Consider the following 18,893-nt stretch of genomic DNA (forward strand, 5'->3'; position numbering starts at 1 on the left):
AACAAACGTTCTACCTGGTGTATCAAATAGTGAAAGAAAAAATCGCAGCAAGCCTAGAAAAAGCATTCAGTCAGTATGGCTTCGCCGAGCCTAGCGTACCCCAACTCAAAAACGCCTGCGAAGTCAGCCTGAGAACCCTGTACAAATACTACCCCTCCAAGGAAGCGATGATTGTTGCAGCTCTCGAGCATCGCCATCAAAGGTATTTGAGTTTTTTGCTCGAAGACGCCCCTGCCAATGGAACACCGGCTGTATTACACCTATTCACTCGCCTCGAGGATTGGATGAAGGAGTTTGCACCGAATGGCTGCATGTCCATCAATGCATTAGCAGCCTATCCAGAAAATCTATCAATTAATCAAGCAGTAAAACAACACAAATTGGCGGTCCGTCAGCTTATGGGCCAACTAAGTCAGCGAGAAGACCTCGCAACCACACTCTTCTTGTTACATGAAGGTCTATCCAACGCATGGCCGGTTCTCGGTCACGCTGCCTTTGCATCCGCTGAACGCACTCTGCTAGAACTAATGAAGGAGAACAATCAATGACCACAATCCCGAAAGTCATGAAAGGCGTCCAACTTATCGGTCATGGTGGGCCAGATATGCTTCGTTACCGCGATGATCTACCTGTACCAGTCCCCTCGCCTGATGATGTATTGATCCAAGTTGCCGCCGCCGGAGTCAATAACACCGACATCAATACCCGAACAGCATGGTATTCTAAAAACGACGCCAATAGCATGGATGCAAGTTGGTCAGGAGACGCGCTATCTCTCCCTCGAATCCAAGGTGCCGATGTATGCGGTACCATCGTCGCTGTTGGTGAGAATATCTGCCCATCACGAATCGGTCAGCGTGTGCTTATCGAACCATGTATTACGCGCTTCCACAGTCAAGCACTTAGCTCGCCTTGGTACTTCGGTTCAGAATGTGATGGTGGCTTTGCTCAGTTCACTGTTGTTGACAGTAAACATGCATATGCTGTGAATAGTAGTTTATCGGATATCGACTTGGCCTCCTTCCCTTGTTCTTATTCAACTGCCGAGAACATGCTTGTCCGCTCTAATGTCACAGCGAGCGATACCGTACTGATTTCAGGGGCATCCGGTGGTGTTGGCTCTGCCGCAATCCAACTGGCGAAGGCGCGTGGAGCATACGTCATTGCTATCGCCAGCCCAGAAAAGAAAGAACAGATCACGGCATTAGGAGCAAACCAAGTTATCCCTCGCGATGCAAATTTAACAGCGACTCTCGGAGAAAACAGCGTTGACGTAGTGATTGATTTGGTCGCAGGAGAGCAGTGGCCACAATTTCTTCAGGTACTAAAGCCAGGATCAAGATACGCTGTTTCCGGCGCCATAGGCGGCCCAATTGTCGAGCTGGATGTAAGAACTCTTTACCTTAAAGACCTAGCGTTATTTGGTTGTACCGTTTTGGCACCAGAAGTATTCGGTAACTTAGTTCGCTATATCGAACAGAACGCAATTCGTCCCTTAGTCGCGGAGTCATTTCCCTTGAACCAGATAGGTCAAGCGCAAGAAGTATTTTCACGCAAGCAACATATTGGGAAACTGGTTTTGGAAATCACATAGCTTTTGTGATTAACAACGACCTATACAAGTCATTGTAATTTGAGAACCCTTTAAGCATTCTACAAAATGTTCAGTAATTAGGAGTGCGCTACGGTTGGCTTAGCTTGTTATCCCTTTTCATCACGCTAAGCCAGCTTGTAAAAATATGCGGTGTTTGCTTCTGAGTTATAAATGTTTAATACCAACATTATCTTACTTCTGGCGTTCATGAACAGAACCGAGATCTGAACGACTTCGGTGTTAAACCTACGATTCTATTAAATATTTTCCTGAACGCGCTCACATCTTGGTAACCCACTCTAAATGATATTGCGTCAAATGTTAGGGTTGTCGACTCAAGTAAATCACAAGCTTTTTGTACTCTTAAGCTTTGTATGTATTGGTTAACATTGAAACCTGTCGCCTTTTTAAAGCGTCGCTGCAATGTCCTTTCTGTTAAACAACTCAACTCTGCAAGCTCTTTATTGCTCAGTTTTCCTTGATAATGATCGTTTATATAGTGCTGTATTTGAACAATTACCTCATCACCATGTTGGAAGTTTGGAGTAAACTGTTCATAAAAGCGTTGCTCTCTCGGACCAGTATCAATAACCAACATTTTTCCTAACAGGCGCATTACTGCCGGTGACGCAAATAAGGAAACCAACTCCAAACCTAAATCCACCCATGACATCATACCCCCAGCCGTAATGATCGTTCCTTCGTTAATAAGGATGGCTTCTTGTCTTACGTGGATATCGGGAAACTGACTCGCTAATGAAGGAGCCAAGCCCCAGTGTGTCGTACAAGACTTATTGGTCAACAACTGGGTTTGAGCAAGAATAAAAGTACCAGCGCAGGCGGAGGCTAAAATCGCACCTTTACTATATTGGACATTTAACCAGTCGAGTAGCTCTGGCTCTGGTTCTAAGTAATATTGACCAGTGCCGCTAGGCGGAATCATTACCGCTGTTTTCACATCGAAGTGCGTGTTTGACCAGTGATCCAATATCTCTACTTCAAAGTGCACATCAACGCCCAATTTAGCCGCCGCACGGTTTGCCATCTCGAAGAGTTCGCTTAAACCATATACGGAGGCTTGCGAGCTATCTGGGTAATTAACGAGTGCTATTTTCATTTATCTTCAAGTGTCGCTTTTTGACTCTTTTGTGTCATTTTAGACTCTAAAGAAGGTGGCTAAAAGTCTTTATATTATTCGTATCGCAATGATCCTCAATAAAAGGAAAAGAAAATGACTCAAAAAGCCCTACTTGTAATTGATTTGCAAAACGACTATTTCACGGAAGGAAAGTTTCCTTTATGGAATACAGAATCAACTTTAGACAATGTTAAGAGAGCAATAACTAAAGCCAATGAGCAAAACATTCCTGTGATTCATATTCAGCATATTGCCGATCCTGCCATGGGCATTGCCCCATTCTTCAATGAAGGCAGCGACGGTGCCAATATTCACCCAGAAGTTCTTGCTTTAGCGCCGAATTCCGAAATCGTGGTAAAGCACTTCGCAGATAGCTTTGAAGGAACACGTTTAGAAGAAGTATTGGCAAGCAAAAATGTAACGGAGTTACTTGTATGCGGAATGATGACACAAAACTGCGTGACACATACTGCTATTTCAAAATCTGCGGACAAGTATGATGTTTCGATCTTAATGGATAGCTGTACCACGGTCGATGAAATGATTCACAACATTGCACTTCACGCTGTCTCAACGAGAGTTCCCCTCGTAACTATTGAAGATAAGCTGTAATACACGCAAAACCTTTCGCTCACACAATGCGGGCGAAAGGTCACACATATATGCACTTTCATTGATATTTGCTTACTTTGTGTTAAACATTGGTTTCCAAACAGTTACAAGGAAACGTTTATGAAATGGATAGTCGTATTGTTTATTAGCTTATTTTCAGTTTTCAGCCATGCGAAAGAGTGGAAACAAATTCGCTTCACTGTTGAAGGGGCTTACCCCCCATTTAGCTGGACGACAAAAGAGGGAAAGCTAGAAGGGTTTGAAGTCGACCTCGCTAACGCGTTATGCAAAGAGTTAGAAGTAAAGTGCGTTATCTCAAAAATGGATTGGGATGGCATCATCCCTTCTCTCCTTAGTCGCAAGAACGATGCGATTATTGCTGCAATGACAATCACAGAAGAACGAGAAAAGAAAGTCGATTTCACCGTCCCTTATGCAAAAGTACCGACTCGTTTTGTAATGAAAAATGATAGAGAAATCAACATGGAGGACGGCAGCCTAAATCGTTTATCTATTGGAGTTCAAAGAGCCACAATTGGTGATAAGTACCTTTCGGCCTTGTATCCTGATATTGATATTCGTCGTTATGGTACGTTCGATGAGGCATTTACCGATCTACTCAATGGACGGTTAGATGCTGTATTTGGCGGCTCAATCGGTTTAAGTGCTGGTTTTCTTGAAACTGCACAAGGTGAAGGCTATCACTTTACTGGACCAGCGTTTACAGAGGAAAAGTGGTTCGGCCGTGGCATTGGCGTAGCAGTGAGAAAACAAGACAAAGAATTAAAAGCATTACTCGATAGCGGAATACAAAAATTGATCCAGAGCGGTAAGCATAAAACCATCGCCAGCAAGTATTTCTCCTATAGTATTTACGAGTAACCTCGTTATTTTTTTATAGTCTGCGCGGTATAGGAAACTTCCCTTTCCCTATATGGCGACAAAAACAGAGCCCTCGAGCAATCGCCCGAGGGTTATTTTTATAAAAAAGCCCAGCTATATAAGTAACCGGCTCCCATGGCCATCGTTAAGATAACGATTAGGAAGGCAGCGATCATTTGGTTCTTAAAAATTGATTTCAACAAAATCACTTCTGTAAGACTTGCGCCAGCACTACCAATAATAAGCGCCATAACAGATCCAAGAGCCATACCTTTTTGTACTAGTGCCGCGCTAAGTGGAATGACCGCCTCTGCACGGATGTACAATGGAATACCAATGATTGCTGCGACCGGAATCGCGTACCACTTCGCTTCACCAGCGAACTCCGCAATGAACTCCGTCGGGATGAAGCCATAGATAAATGAACCAATCGCAATGCCCATCATGAGATAAGGGAACACTTGCTTAAAGTCTTTCCAAGTTGATTGCCAAATACGTGCCCAGCGGCTAGGTTCTTTCTCTTCCAAGACTGTCGCTGTTGCACTACCGTCTGATGAGCAGCAAGACACTTCCACTTTAGGTTCAGGTTTTGGTGCATCACCACAGCAAGATGTTTTCGCCGCAACTGGCGTAGGTTCATTGCAGGCGCTGGTACCACAGATTGATGCTGGTCTCGCTTCTTCTTTTTTCTTGCTTGAATCGCCACAAGAAGTACCGCACGAAGAAGAACCTACCGCTTGATATGCTTCTGGTTTGACGTAACGTTCAAACCCTAGTTTTTCAAGTACATAGCCTGCTAGCACTGATACTGACATCGCGATAGCAAAGTAAAATACCGCAACTTTCCAACCAAAAGTCACCACAAACAAGCCAATAATCACTGGGTTAAGCAACGGGCTTGCAAATAGGAACACCATCATAGGTCCAAAACCTGCTCTTGCACGCAACAAGCCTTTTAAGAAAGGAATGGTCGAACACGAACAGAAAGGCGTAATCGAACCTAGCAACGCAGCAATGAAGTAACCTTTACCCTTTTTCGAGCTGAGAATAGATTGAATTTTTTCTGGCGTTAGAAAATCTTGCAACACACCGACAATGTAGCTAATTGCCAGAAATAAGATGATAAGTTCGGTTGCTAGAAACGCAAACATATCCAGCGCTTCTTTAGCCATAGTTATAATTTCTGTATTCACATTTACTCTCCTCGTCATTTTTCGCTAACAAGCTTACCTGATAGACAAGCCTTTATTTCGATACTTCTGGAAGTATAGAATCACAAAACAAAAGATCAACAAAATATTTCCATAAAAATGGAATAATAAAACTAGTCAATACTTATCATAAAGTTACATGTCGTTAGCTATGCAGACTGGTTGTCGATGATAATTTCAGAGCATCTCGAATCCTTTTTATCAAACATAACCTAAAATTATCAAAATAAGAAAAAACCATAATTATTTCAGCAGCACCCTCTGAGTTAGTATGACTTTCGACCATTCTTAATAATAAGGAAAACCTATGAGAGCGATAACTTACCAACGAGATAACGATACTTTCTCTTTATCCGAATTACCTACACCAAAACTAGAAACCCAATTTGATGTATTGGTTAAAGTTAACGCTGTTGGTTTGAACCCTGTCGATGCAAAAATTCATTATTGGTCAGACATGGTCACTAACATGGATAACAATTTTGTTGGCGGGTTAGACGTCTCAGGAGAAATAGTCTCTGTAGGCGATGCGGTCGTTGATTGGAAGGTTGGCGATAAAGTGTTGTATCACGGAAACATGAGGCGCCATCACGGTGGATTCGCTGAATTTGCTATCCATGATTCAAGAACGCTCATAAAGCACCCTCAGGTTCCGGTTGAAGTGGCAGCATCTACACCTTGCGCAGCCTGGACCGCATATCGCGCTTTGGTAGACAAGCTCGATATTTCAAATCGAAGCAGCATTTTTATCGCCGGAGGTGCTGGCGGCGTTGGAAGCTTTGCTATTCAGTTAGCAAAGACATTTGCTGTTGAACAGATCATTGCTACTAGTTCAGAAGCTAATCACGCATATTTGTCCTCGTTAGGAGCAACCCATATGATTGATTATCATCATGAAGATGTAGTTCAGCGAGTAATGGACATTACCGGAAATCATGGCGTTGAGGTTGCACTCGATTGTGTAGGCGGTGATAACGACCGAATTGCAGCCTCGGTGTTAACCTTTGAGGGCGAAATGGTGGAGCTCGTCAAGACTGTCGACCCTTCTCAATATCCAGATGCCTTCTTAAAAGGCTTGGGCTTCCACCAAATAAGTTTGGGCTCTGGTCATGTCTTTGGCGAGAGAGGGTTTGCAAGTATCGTTAATGCCGGAAAGGAAGTGTCTGAGCTATTAGAAAATGGAGAATTGGAAGTACCGAAACTGAAGATCATCGGCTTAGAGGATGTAGGTAACGCACTCTTGGACATGCGAAATCAGAGAACAGTTGGAAAGATTGTCGTTAATCTGAACCAAAAATAATTAATAAAGATCTCGAGGCAAACTGGCAAAGTAATGAGCAAGTTAAAGCATCTTGTTACTTTGCCAGATATGAAAGACCTTTATTTTGTCTATAACGATGAATGAAAAACAAAACCTCTTGCCATACTTCCCTGCGCTTCACCAAAATTAGGCGTTTTCGAGAGTGTCTCTCCAAGTCGCTAGCAATTTAATATGACGTGGTTCAATCCCACAGCAACCACCAATAATGCTTGCTCCCTGCGCATGCCACTTTTTAGCATACTCAAGATATTCAGTCGGAGAGAAATGACGAACTTCCTGAATGGTCTCGTTGGCTTGGTGCGCTTGCTTTATCGGAGCAAAGCTATTTGCGAAAACACCTATCGTCAATTCTCTACCTGACTCACTCAATACTGCTTGTGTATCTATGATCGCTTGCTCGACAACTTCAGGAATAGAGCAATTGAAAAAGATACCTGAAACATTTGTTTTCAACAGCGTATTAACCGCGACTTTAAGAGATTCCCCTGAGCGAAGGCGAGGCAAAGAGTTAGGCTCATCCATTAAGGTGAAAGCAAGATAATTGGGCTTATCTGTTTTGGCTAAAATTATTGATAGAACTTCAACTTCAGCGAGGCTAGACACGGTCTCAGCTAACCAAATATCAACATATTGATCTTGAGCTTCAAATAACTCAGAAGCCACTTCCAGTGCCCTTTTCGGCTCGAATAATTCAGGCCTGTAAGACCCCATTACAGGAGGAAGAGAACCCGCAACGAGCACTCTACCGTTAGAGCTGGTGACTACATCTCTGGCAATTTTAGCTGCAGATTTTGCTAACTCAGTCCCCCGTTTTGCATAGAGTTCCTCGCCTAAGTGAAATGGGACACATGCATAACTGTTGACAGTGATAATCTCAGCGCCAGCGTCTATGAAATTCTCATGGGCCATTTTTACATGTTGTGGTGATTCAATTAGCGCTTGTGCACTCCAAAGCGGCTGAGAAAAAGGGGCGCCAATACGTTTCAACTCTCGCCCCATGCCACCATCTAAAATTGTTACTTTCTTCATTTAGACATCCATACCGCCAAACATCCATAAGCTCTATTCAAACACAATTTTTATCAATTCAAAATGAAATTGTTATGTTTAAAGTGAACAAAGACTTAATGGCTGATTAAACACTTTAGTATTTACCAGACCTTTCATTCGGACCAAGCTAATGTTATCGCCATTAACTTCGAGTAAAAAGCCCATTATCTATGTCTCTCGGCGAGGCGAACGTTACGAGCCACAATAGTGCATGAAGTGATCGAGGGGCTAACCCTCAATCAAATTTTCTTTTTATTATAAGACCTTAGATAAAAATTTCTGCAATCTAGGATTGGAGGGGTTATCAAAAAATCGCTCAGGAGAGTCAGAAACCAAAAGCTCACCATCTTCCATAAACAACACCCTATCAGCGACCTCTTTTGCGAAACCCATTTCATGAGTAACCACGACCATGGTCATTCCGTCCTTGGCCAAATCTTTCATCACATCAAGAACTTCTCCAACCATTTCAGGGTCTAGTGCTGATGTGGGTTCATCAAACAACATAATGTTGGGCTTCATTGCTAACGCACGAGCGATTGCGACGCGCTGCTGCTGTCCACCTGATAAATGATTAGGATAATTATCCATTCTCTCCGACAGACCGACTTTATAAAGCAAATCTTTTGCTTCTTTCTTCACCGATTCAGGGTCACGTTTAGAAACCTTTAAAGGTGCTAACATGACGTTCTCTATCGCCGTTTTATGTGGAAAAAGGTTGAAGCCTTGAAATACCATGCCCACATCAGCGCGTAGTTTATTGATATCCGTAGATTTGTGGTACATATCGATACCATCTACGATAATAGACCCACTATTTATTGTCTCTAATTGATTGATCGTCCGTAAGAATGTTGACTTACCAGAACCTGACGGTCCTACGATGACAATCACTTCCCCTTTTTCTACATTTACCGATACGTCCTTGAGCGCATGGCAGCCATTAGGGTAAATTTTATTAATTGTTTTTGCTGAAATAATGTATTCCATTAATGACTCCACCATTAATCACTTGCTGCCAATTTCTTTTCTAACGTTTGTATTGCCCAAGATAAGGTACTAGTTAGAAGCAAATAAAGGGCCGCTACGGTAAACCAAACTTCAAATGGGGCAAAACTACCACTTACGACTTCCCTGCCCGCTTTTGTCAGATCAGTAATCGAAATCACGGAGACAAGTGAGGAATCTTTTATCAGGTTGATAAACTGCCCGGCTAAGGGAGGTAATGTCTGCTTAAACGCTTGAGGTAAAATGACATAAATCATCGCTTTGGGATAATTCATTCCTAGTGAACGCGCCGCTTCCATTTGTCCTCTTGGGATTGACTGGATTCCTGACCGCACAATTTCTGCGACGTAAGCGGCGGTAAACACGGAGAGCGCTATCACTCCCGCAGTAAAACGCTCAAGGTCAAGCACAGTACCAATAAAGAAGTAAACGATAAAAATCTGTACTAAAAGAGGCGTTCCACGAATGACCTCGACATACACAAGCGCCAGCTTTTTTAATGCCAGATTGCTGGATATACGCATTAGTCCGACAACTAAGCCCAACGCTAGAGCAATGATAAGTGACCAGAGTGAGATTTTAATGGTCGTCACAACACCATCTAAAATTGGGCCAGAGCGCCACTCTTTTATAGTTGCTAAGGTATCTCCTTCAAAAATAAGATCACCTTCATAGACGTCGACAGACTTATATTGGCTTAGTTCAAGAACAATATCACCATGAATACTCTCCAGAGCCAGTTGGTTATTCTCGTCGAGAATGATGTTCCCATCGACAGGCGCGGTAATGGATGAAGCAGCGTTAGTGGCAATATAAGGAAGGACACGCTCCCAATTCCAGCTGTAATCGATTCGCTTACCTGACAGATAGACAAGACCGCAAATTGATAGCAAAACAAGAACAAAAACAGCGTTCCACAATAAGGATTTAAAGTTATTTTGCATGTGATTCCGAGAATGACTTTGATTAAAGTTGGTTGGGTATTTGAATAAAGAAAAGCGTTAGCTTCACAGCGCGAACCGTTTGGTTGGCGATGAACCAAGCCAGAAGCTAGCCGCTCCTCTACAATAACAAAATGATTACTTAACTTGCTTTAACCATTTATCGTCGTTAAACCACTTATCGTAAATGCGATCGTAAGTTCCATCGCCCTTAATTTGACGTAAATAGTTGTTCAAGAAGTTAAGCGTATCTGGATTTCCTTGCGGCACAGCCCAACCCAAAGGCTCGTAAGTAAACGGTTTAGCCAAGTGCATTAACTGCCCTTTGTTTTCCGCCACATAAATAGAGTTGTAAGGAAAGTCATAAACAAACGCATCTACCTTTCCGTTGGCAACCTCAAGTACCGCTTCAGACTGAGTTTCGTATAGATTTATCTTAGCTTTCGGAAGGTATCGTTTTACCGCTTGCTCACCCGTTGTCCCAAGCTTAGTTGCAACAACATATTCTGGACTATTGAGATCACGGTAACTAGACACTTTACCTTCATGTTTGAGATCTACGAGAATGGATTGACCAATAACCACATAGGGATCAGCGAAATTCACCTGAGTATTTCGCATAGGTGTGATAGTCATCCCGCCCATAATCATGTGACACTTACCAGTCAACAGTGTTGGGATAATGCCATCCCATGAAGTGTTTACCGGCACAAACTTAACATCCATGGCACGCGCCATTTGCTTACCCAAATCGATATCAAACCCGATGTACTGCCCATTTTTTGCTGTCATTTCAAAAGGCATATACCCAGAATCAAAACAGACTTTTAGCTCCCCTGTACTTTTGATGTCGTCTAAAATTGGGTCTGCATTAACCGTCGTCGAAACAGCTAACCCCAGTGCAGCAAAACACAATAACTTTTTCATGGATATTCCTTTATCATTTGTTGTAAAGTTTTTTTATACACGACAATAGAATAAAAAACCACAAACAATGACTTTTTAATCACTAGAATTTTTAGGATCGTTACTAAGCTGGAAGATCTGAATGAAAATCTATACCAAGCCATTGCAATTGAATTGCATGCATTAAGTGATTAAGTTGTAGGCAGGTCACTATAACGACAAGAAACATACGCTTTGACTGAATAGTCAGCGTTTCCGAGAGTGGTTTAATTATTAACGAAACCATACAGATATTCGCTTTTTCAGATTGACCGTAATGTCAAAAGTGCTTGAGTTTTATTGTTGACAATTCTTCCATAGTCAATGGTCACAAATGTGATGTACAGCACATTTCTATAATGGCACTATCACCTTTGTCGAGAGATATTAACAAGGATTCGTTGGACATCTTGACTTTGTAATACAAATAAAAAGGTGACTATATGAAAAAACTAATGATGCTCTCATCACTATTATTATTCAGTTTATCTGCTACTGCTGGTATTCATGTCGAACACTCTACAAACAAAGTTGTTCTCAATGACTTTATGACAAAAGATGCCGCTTATAGCTCTGCGTTTGATCTTGTCGATGAATACCAAACTCTATCAAAACATGAACTTAGAAATCGTCTAAACATCATTGGAAGCGGTTTCCCTCGTGATATTGCAATCGATGATAGTAAGGTGAGAGTTGAAGAATACGCACTTAACCGTGATGAAGTTAAATATCGTGCAATCATAAACTTCGATTATCACTTCAGAACAAGTGACGGCGGTAAAAACTAAAAATCATCTGCACCTTTACTTTCTTAGAGCCCTTCCTATTTTAAGAAAGTAAAGGTGTCTAATCACATTGAAACGACTGCTTTTCATAAATCGCTCTCTCCTTACGTAAACAGTATCAATCCCTACCTCTATCGTTTTACATAAAAATCATTTTTCCAATCTTCATTGAGATACATTTCGTCGTTTGGCGCTTTGTCATTCGCTTGGTTCGCCATATGGATTCCACATCACTTAAATGAAAAAGACCCTTGAAATTGAGTTCACTTTTTTATGAAGATTAACTCAACCTAAGATTGACAATTGTCGTTATATTTTTCTCGTTTATAGCAATATATAAAAAACTCTTTTTGTTTTAATTAACCATAAAGCGTGAAAATAAAAAAAGGCAACAAGACACTTCTTGTTGCCAAAGAAAAAATACATCATTCAAAAAATATGAAAATGAAAACTAGCAGTGGACTAGCTAACAAAACCATTATATTCAAAACACTTAAACAAGTAACGATCAATATAATCCATTATATATGGATGAAAATCAGCACTTATGAAATTACACCGATAAATAAAAAAGCCTGAAAATAGTTTCAGGCTTTTTAGATTTATTAATTTTTTAGAATGAATATCTCGCAGCTATTGCAAGAATATCGTCTTCATTGTCTACATCTGTAATTCTGTATTCTGCTAGTGCTTTAAAATTAGAAGTCAAATCGTACTCTGCACCTAGTGAGTAGTAATCGACGACATCTTCATCATCACGCTCTAGATTGTTATAGCCAACTAGTGCCCAAAGCTTATCTGTTACTTCATAAGTGGCAACTGCTTCAATACCGGTGTAATCAATATTACTTTCAGAACCATCTTTAGCCCAGTTTTCACCATCACTGTATAAAACAGAGGCATAAAACTTGTCGTATTCAAATGCAATAGCACCCGTTAGCAGCTCTGCATCTTCTGCACCCGATTGCCCTTCACCTTCGTTGTAACCAAGCGCAACTTTGAAGCCATATGGCAACTTGTAGTCCGCCGCCGCACCATAAGAGGCTGCATCTGTTGACACTTCATCGTTTTCAGCCTGATAGCTAACATGAATATTCAAACCTTCATAGCTTGTCGTTAGCTTAAATACTGAATCGGAGCGACCGGTACCATATAGATCCGCACTTACGCCAGCAGCTTCATTACCAAACTCCGGGAAAATATCCGTGTAGTCAGATACTAAAGTGACCGCACCGTATTGACGTCCATAACTTACTGTTCCGTAATCTGCACCAACTCCTACATAGCCTTTTCGGATATCAAATTCATCATCTTCAATCCCATCAGCATCTCTGCGATTAGACTTAAATTCCAACTCATATAAGCCGAAGGCATAAAGATCTTCATTTATTTTAGACTCACCTGCAAGTCCTACACGAATGTAGCTATTATCTCCGTCTGCATTTTTATCATCAGAGAAATAATACATCCCTTGCGCTCGGCCATGAATATTTAATACTGATTCTTGATCTTCATAAACTACGGCTGAATTTGCAGCACTTGCAGAAAAAAGTGCTGCGATTGCGATCGACGTTCTTGTCATTTTCATTTAATTACCACTACTTGTGTTGTTTGAATCGAGTGAAATTATGAACAGTGGCAATTATTTTTAAAGTGCAAATTCAACCATATTCTATGGATAAATATAAACAAGCCCTCAATCTAAAACATTATGTCCTAGTACTCATATTAGTCGAGATAATCCATCCAAACAGGAGGCGTTCCTATTATTTTTTGAACAGTATCAATGAACAGTTTGGCTAATGGTTGTTGATTTCGGTGAGTATACATTGCATATATTTCCCCTATTGCGGGAAGATTATAATCAGGAAGCAACTGTACAAGATCTTGTTTACTCAAACTCTCCTGAAGAAAGAACTGCCCTATTAAAGCATACCCTAGATCAGATTTTACGGCATCGAGCATTAACTCAGTTTCATTCACGAAGTACTGCCCGTTGATATTATACGTTCTAACGTCGCTTGATGACTGGCTTGGCGCTATACGTAGCTTATCCGCCTTAAAGTTAGCATTAGAGTATATTACTGCTGGCATTTTTATAAGCTCTTCTGGAGAGCTCGGGGTTCCATACTTGTCAATAAAACTCTTCGATGCAACCAGTGCCATATTATTGCTTGCCAACTTACGTACTATCATGTTGGACTCTCGGATTGGTCCGATACGAAACACAACATCAAAACCTTCGTGGATAACATCGACTCGATTATCATCGAGCAGCAGCTCTACAGTAATGTTTGGGTACTGTTTTATAAACTCTTTAACTGCCTGATTTAAGTATGCTCTGCCAAAGAAAGTGGAGCTTGATATTTTCAAGTTACCCTTCGGTTCATCCTGAAATGTAGCAGCAATACTACGAGTTTCGGTTAGAACCTCTCTTACTTTCTTGGCTTGCGCCACCATCTCAACACCTGCATTGGTCAGGGATAGCGAACGCGTGGAACGGTTTAACAGCCGTAAGCCCAATTCATCCTCTAGCTTTTTGATCTGTTTTGACAAAGCTGAACGATCTATATGATTTCTGTCAGCAGCCTTAGCAAAAGTTCCGTATTCAGAGACATCCAGTAGTAATTCAAGTTGGCTTGCGAGATCCACTGCACAATTCCTTATTTAGTTTTTATTCTTTATGTGATGGGAAATGGATTTTACAAAATTAATTTCAATTTTTTATGGTTCAAATTGCATCAGTGAATTGCAAATAATGCACGAATTAAAAAAGCTTTAATTTTCGTCGCTATCTTTAGCTTCTGTTTAGTTATTCCTATCTATTATGGCTTATTACATTTAACAATACTCCACGTCTTGAAAACCCTAAACTGACCTTTTTCAAACCAAAAAGCGAGCATTTTGACCAATATTTAATCGTGCATTTTTATCACTACTCTATGTTCGCTGAGGGCCTATTTACCCATAGGTACAATGAATACAATGCCGTTCCTTTTAGTATGAACAGAATCATTTAGGGCGCGACAAATGTTAAAGAAAGTTTTCGGCATTGGCCTTTTATCCGTTTTAGCTGCTTGTGCAGACGAAGAGATAACCAAACAACCTAATACTCCCTTACCTACGATAGACGTCTCCAAAGTCATCTATGAGCCCGTTCAATCGTGGTTCACCTTTACAACAAGGCTTCAAGCACCAGAGAAAGTTTCTTTAATGCCACGCGTTTCCGGAGTTATTGAAACGGTAGAGTTCAAAGACGGACAGAGTGTCAACAAAGGCGACTTACTCGTCACTCTTGATGATCGAACCTTCAAAGCTCAGGTCTCACGACTTGAAGCGCAAGTTAAGAGTGCTCGAGCTGCGCTAGAGCAAGCAGCAAACGAACAAAAGAGAGCCGCTCTACTGGTTAAGCGAAAAGCCATCTCAGCGGAACAAGCAGAGGCCCGAGATACCGCAGTAAAGCAACGCTCTGCAGAACTAATGGCTTTGCGTGCTCAGTTAGAATCCGCAAAGTTAGATCTTGAGTTTACGAAGATATATGCCCCTATTAGCGGCACTATTTCAAGAGCATTCATTACTAAAGGAAACAATGTAAACGCAAATCAAAGCGTTATATCAAACATTGTCTCTAACGATCAGGTATATGCATACTTTGATGTCGATGAGCGAACTTGGAACCGTTACTTCTCGACAATCAATGCCGACTCTAACTTACCTACTCGTCTTGAACTATCTGGACAAAATGGGCAGGAGTTTTTTGGACGCGTTGACTTTGTCGACAACTCCATCAACGAAAACACCGGTACTTTGCAGGTTCGAGCGGTATTCGATGCAACAAAATCAAACTTAAAAGTGGGATCGTTTGGCCGAGTTCAGATATCAACAACCAAACCAGTTGAACGAGTTCTCGTTCCAGAGCGTTCTATTGGCACAGATCTAGAAAACCGCTTTGTATTAACACTCAATGAAGAGAATACGTTGCAATACAGCATCGTAACCTTAGGCGAACGTTACGGAACATTTCGTGCTATCGAGAATGGCTTGAACGCCGACTCAATTATTGCGGTAAATGGCCCAGCAAAAGTTGGCCCAAATAGCAAAATCACACCAAAAAATGTCACGCTAGATATTAGCAACACCTCATTGATTATGGCTTCAAACTCAACATCGTTGCCAAATAAACGTTTAGCTCAAGACTAAGAAGACAACCGAATGAAATTTGCACACTTTTTTATTCAAAGACCCATATTTGCCTCTATGTTATCGCTATTGATATTAATAGTAGGCGCAATTTCACTTTTACAGTTGCCTGTGAGTGAATATCCAGAGGTTGTCCCTCCTACAGTGGTAGTTACAGCAAACTATCCTGGTGCGAACCCAAAAGTAATCGCAGAAACAGTTGCTACGCCTCTGGAGCAAGAAATTAATGGTACAGAAAACATGTTATATATGTTTTCGCAGGCAACCAGTGACGGCAGAATGACATTGACCGTAACCTTTGCTTTAGGTACGGACTTGGACAAAGCTCAGGTTCAAATTCAAAATCGCGTCACTACAGCTTTGCCCCGATTACCAGAAGCCGTCCAACGGTTAGGAGTTGTTGCCGAAAAAGCCTCTCCTGATCTCACCATGGTTGTGCATATATATTCTCCAGATTCTAGCCGTGAAGTCAGTTATTTAGCTAACTACGCTAATTTAAACTTGAAAGATGAGATAGCTCGGCTCGGAGGCGTTGGTGATGTGCGCCTTTTCGGTGGTGATGAGTACTCAATGCGCTTGTGGTTAAATCCAGATGAGCTCGCTTCTAGAAATCTAACCGTAATGGACGTTGTCTCAGCCGTACGCTCTCAAAACCAACAGGTGGCAGCAGGCTCATTAGGTGCGCAACCAGCCGCTAATGAAAACCAATTCCAAGTTTTGTTGAACGTAAAAGGCCGCTTGGAGAATATTGATGAATTCAACGACATTGTAGTAAAAGTTGACGAAACAGGGGCTTTGACACGCCTTAAAGACGTTGCACGCGTAGAGCTAGGTCAAAACTCTTATGCACTGCGCGCCTTGTTAAATGGTAAACCAGCGGTGGCGATGCCCGTATTCCAACGCCCTGGTGCTAATGCTATTGAGCTATCTAATCAGGTTCGTTCAACCATGGACCGTTTACAAGCAGCCTTTCCAGCTGGAGTTTCATATGAAATAGCCTACGACCCGACCGTCTTTGTTCGTGGATCGATAGACGCGGTAGTTCATACTCTGCTAGAGGCAATTGTACTAGTTGTTGTCGTAGTCATTTTGTTTTTGCAAACATGGCGCGCGTCTATCATCCCTATCATTGCGGTGCCTGTTTCATTAATCGGTACGTTCGCCGTAATGCAAATACTTGGAGTATCGATTAACACGCTTTCGTTGTTTGGGCTTGTTCTCGCCATAGGCATCGTCGTCGATGACGCCATTGTCGTCGTCGAAAACGTGGAACGGAACATCCATAATGGTCTTGCACCACTAGAAGCAACGAAACAAGCAATGACCGAAGTTACCGGGCCAATTATTGCAATTGCTTTAGTGTTATGTGCGGTGTTCATCCCGACGACCTTTATTACAGGGTTATCCGGTCAGTTTTATAAGCAGTTCGCACTAACAATTACGATCTCGACGATTATTTCAGCAATTAACTCGTTGACGTTATCGCCTGCTTTATCAGCACTGCTATTACAAGATAAGAACGCAAAACCCGATCGGCTAACCAAGCTCTTGGATGCGGTTTTTGGTAAGTATGTTTTTGCGCCATTCAATAGAATTTTTGAGTATAGCTCGAACCAATATCAAGCTCTGGTCAAGAAGCTGATTCGTTTTAGCCTTGTTGTTGTGGTGGTATACATTGCGTTACTCGGGGGAACGGTTTCTCTATTCAAAGCGGTTCCTGGAGGATTCATTCCTCAACAAGATAAGCAGTATTTAGTTGCGATCGCCCAACTTCCAGATGCAGCAAGTTTAGATCGAACAGAGTCCGTTATTAAAGAAATGGAAAACCTCGCGCTGGCAACACCTGGCGTAGCACAAACCATTTCTTTCCCAGGCTTATCGGTCAATGGTTTTACTAACAGTCCGAATAGTGGCATCGTTTTTGTTACGCTTGAGGACTTCGATAAACGAAATGATCCAACTCTCGGAGCAAATGCGATTGTTGCATCTTTGAATAAGAGCTTTTCAACCATTGATGAAGCCTTCGTTGCGATTTTTCCACCACCACCAATCCAAGGACTTGGCTCTACTGGCGGCTTTAAACTTCAAATCGAAGACCGTGCGAACAAGGGGTTTGATGAGCTCTTCAAGCAATTGAACTTGGTAATAAGTGAGGCATCAACAAGACCCGAGCTGATGGGATTATATTCCACATTTCGTATACAAGTGCCGCAGATGGACATCCAAATAGATCGTGAACAAGCGATGCTGCAAGGTGTTCCTCTAGAGCAGGTTTTTGATGCGCTTCAAGTTTATTTAGGATCGTTATACGTCAATGACTTCAATATGTTTGGTAGAACATACAAAGTGAATGCCCAGGCAGACATGAACTATCGTCTCGAACCTGACCAAATACTTAATTACAAAGTAAGAAATGCTGCCGGAAAAATGGTTCCTCTCGGCGCTGTACTGGAGATCATACCCACGATTGGGCCTGACCGCGTGATGCACTATAACGGCTACCCTAGTGCAGAACTAAACGGCAGTCCTGCTTTTGGTTACAGTTCTGACCAAGCCCAAACGGCTATTGAGGAAGTACTGGATCAAAACCTAGCAGAGGGAATGGTTTATGAATGGACTGATGTAACCTACCAGCAGATTTTGGCTGGTAACACGATGGTGTATATATTCCCACTTGTTGTTTTGTTAGTTTTCATGGTGCTAGCTTCGCAATACGAGAGTTTAAAACTACCATTCGCTATCATTTTGATCGTTCCTATGACCATTTTTTCTGCACTAGCAGGTGTTTGGTTCATTGGTGGTGACAACAATATATTCACACAAATTGCTTTGATTGTCCTTGTGGCTCTAGCGTGTAAAAATGCCATCTTGATGGTGGAGTTCGCTAAAGAACTTAAAGACAATGGCCAAGATACCTTATCAGCGATTTTGGAAGCATGTCGTTTACGTCTTCGACCGATTCTAATGACATCAATTGCATTTACCGCTGGTGTTATTCCATTAATGATTGGTACAGGGGCCGGAGCGGAAATGCGACAAGCAATGGGTATTGCCGTATTCTCGGGTATGGTAGGCGTAACGGTATTTGGATTACTACTCACACCTGTTTTTTACATGTTAGTGAGTCGAAACAAAAAACGTCAAACACTATAACCATAATATAAATACTCATTTAAATTCATACTAAAGGGAGCTATTGCTCCCTT

General features: G+C 41.8%; 16 protein-coding genes. 8 read left to right on the forward strand and 8 right to left on the reverse strand.

What is annotated here, in order from left to right:
* The first annotated feature begins 26 nt into the window (after window positions 1-26).
* Together R7P74_RS16950 and R7P74_RS16955 are read left to right on the forward strand one after the other, a co-directional pair.
* Window positions 27-548: a TetR/AcrR family transcriptional regulator gene (locus tag R7P74_RS16950; protein ID WP_053307056.1), complete on the forward strand. Its 522-nt coding sequence runs from the start codon at window positions 27-29 to the stop codon at window positions 546-548.
* Complete coding sequence (locus R7P74_RS16955) at window positions 545-1,594, forward strand: alcohol dehydrogenase family protein (protein ID WP_017635961.1); 1,050 nt, start codon at window positions 545-547, stop codon at window positions 1,592-1,594. The genes R7P74_RS16950 and R7P74_RS16955 overlap by 4 nt, the downstream gene beginning before the upstream one ends.
* 205 nt (window positions 1,595-1,799) lie before the next feature.
* Here R7P74_RS16955 and R7P74_RS16960 read toward each other — a convergent pair whose 3' ends face one another.
* A complete protein-coding gene (locus R7P74_RS16960; protein ID WP_225474020.1) occupies window positions 1,800-2,711 on the reverse strand; it encodes a GlxA family transcriptional regulator in 912 nt (303 codons plus the stop codon).
* A 114-nt stretch (window positions 2,712-2,825) separates the two neighbouring features.
* On the opposite strand from R7P74_RS16960, the gene R7P74_RS16965 reads away from it, so the two are divergent.
* A complete protein-coding gene (locus R7P74_RS16965) occupies window positions 2,826-3,344 on the forward strand; it encodes a cysteine hydrolase family protein (RefSeq protein ID WP_054579520.1) in 519 nt (172 codons plus the stop codon).
* Window positions 3,345-3,464: 120 nt separating this feature from the next.
* Window positions 3,465-4,226, forward strand: coding sequence for a transporter substrate-binding domain-containing protein (locus R7P74_RS16970; RefSeq protein WP_017635959.1), 762 nt, complete (start codon window positions 3,465-3,467; stop codon window positions 4,224-4,226).
* 98 nt (window positions 4,227-4,324) lie between these two features.
* On the opposite strand, the gene R7P74_RS16975 is transcribed toward R7P74_RS16970, so the two are convergent.
* Entirely contained in the window at window positions 4,325-5,398 is a 1,074-nt protein-coding gene (locus tag R7P74_RS16975; protein ID WP_428750144.1) for a permease, read from the reverse strand.
* A gap of 346 nt (window positions 5,399-5,744) precedes the next feature.
* Here R7P74_RS16975 and R7P74_RS16980 point away from each other — a divergent pair, with 346 nt between their 5' ends.
* A complete protein-coding gene (locus tag R7P74_RS16980; RefSeq protein WP_205461555.1) occupies window positions 5,745-6,737 on the forward strand; it encodes a zinc-binding dehydrogenase in 993 nt (330 codons plus the stop codon).
* A 147-nt stretch (window positions 6,738-6,884) separates the two neighbouring features.
* On the opposite strand, the gene R7P74_RS16985 is transcribed toward R7P74_RS16980, so the two are convergent.
* From R7P74_RS16985 to R7P74_RS17000, 4 genes are all read right to left on the reverse strand, one after another.
* Window positions 6,885-7,787, reverse strand: coding sequence for a homocysteine S-methyltransferase family protein (locus R7P74_RS16985; RefSeq protein WP_149192493.1), 903 nt, complete (start codon window positions 7,785-7,787; stop codon window positions 6,885-6,887).
* Window positions 7,788-8,063: 276 nt separating this feature from the next.
* Window positions 8,064-8,798 (reverse strand): amino acid ABC transporter ATP-binding protein, encoded by a 735-nt coding sequence (locus R7P74_RS16990; RefSeq protein ID WP_005377326.1) that lies wholly within the window; start codon window positions 8,796-8,798, stop codon window positions 8,064-8,066.
* A gap of 14 nt (window positions 8,799-8,812) precedes the next feature.
* Window positions 8,813-9,760, reverse strand: coding sequence for an amino acid ABC transporter permease (locus tag R7P74_RS16995; protein WP_054579516.1), 948 nt, complete (start codon window positions 9,758-9,760; stop codon window positions 8,813-8,815).
* Between the two features lie 135 nt (window positions 9,761-9,895).
* Complete coding sequence (locus R7P74_RS17000; protein WP_005377324.1) at window positions 9,896-10,684, reverse strand: transporter substrate-binding domain-containing protein; 789 nt, start codon at window positions 10,682-10,684, stop codon at window positions 9,896-9,898.
* A 461-nt stretch (window positions 10,685-11,145) separates the two neighbouring features.
* Between R7P74_RS17000 and R7P74_RS17005 the strand changes: the two genes are divergently transcribed.
* Window positions 11,146-11,490 (forward strand): DUF3316 domain-containing protein, encoded by a 345-nt coding sequence (locus R7P74_RS17005; protein ID WP_262635740.1) that lies wholly within the window; start codon window positions 11,146-11,148, stop codon window positions 11,488-11,490.
* 610 nt (window positions 11,491-12,100) lie between these two features.
* On the opposite strand, the gene R7P74_RS17010 is transcribed toward R7P74_RS17005, so the two are convergent.
* Both R7P74_RS17010 and R7P74_RS17015 read right to left on the reverse strand, forming a co-directional pair.
* Window positions 12,101-13,075: a porin gene (locus tag R7P74_RS17010; RefSeq protein ID WP_033906143.1), complete on the reverse strand. Its 975-nt coding sequence runs from the start codon at window positions 13,073-13,075 to the stop codon at window positions 12,101-12,103.
* Between the two features lie 140 nt (window positions 13,076-13,215).
* The gene (locus R7P74_RS17015; RefSeq protein WP_017821684.1) at window positions 13,216-14,139 is read right to left on the reverse strand and encodes a LysR family transcriptional regulator; all 924 of its coding nucleotides are present in this window, start codon (window positions 14,137-14,139) and stop codon (window positions 13,216-13,218) included.
* Between the two features lie 378 nt (window positions 14,140-14,517).
* Here R7P74_RS17015 and R7P74_RS17020 point away from each other — a divergent pair, with 378 nt between their 5' ends.
* Window positions 14,518-15,687: an efflux RND transporter periplasmic adaptor subunit gene (locus R7P74_RS17020; RefSeq protein ID WP_318122989.1), complete on the forward strand. Its 1,170-nt coding sequence runs from the start codon at window positions 14,518-14,520 to the stop codon at window positions 15,685-15,687.
* A 12-nt stretch (window positions 15,688-15,699) separates the two neighbouring features.
* Complete coding sequence (locus R7P74_RS17025) at window positions 15,700-18,840, forward strand: efflux RND transporter permease subunit (protein ID WP_318122990.1); 3,141 nt, start codon at window positions 15,700-15,702, stop codon at window positions 18,838-18,840.
* Window positions 18,841-18,893 lie beyond the last annotated feature (53 nt).

The organism is Vibrio sp. 2033 (genome assembly GCF_033339735.1).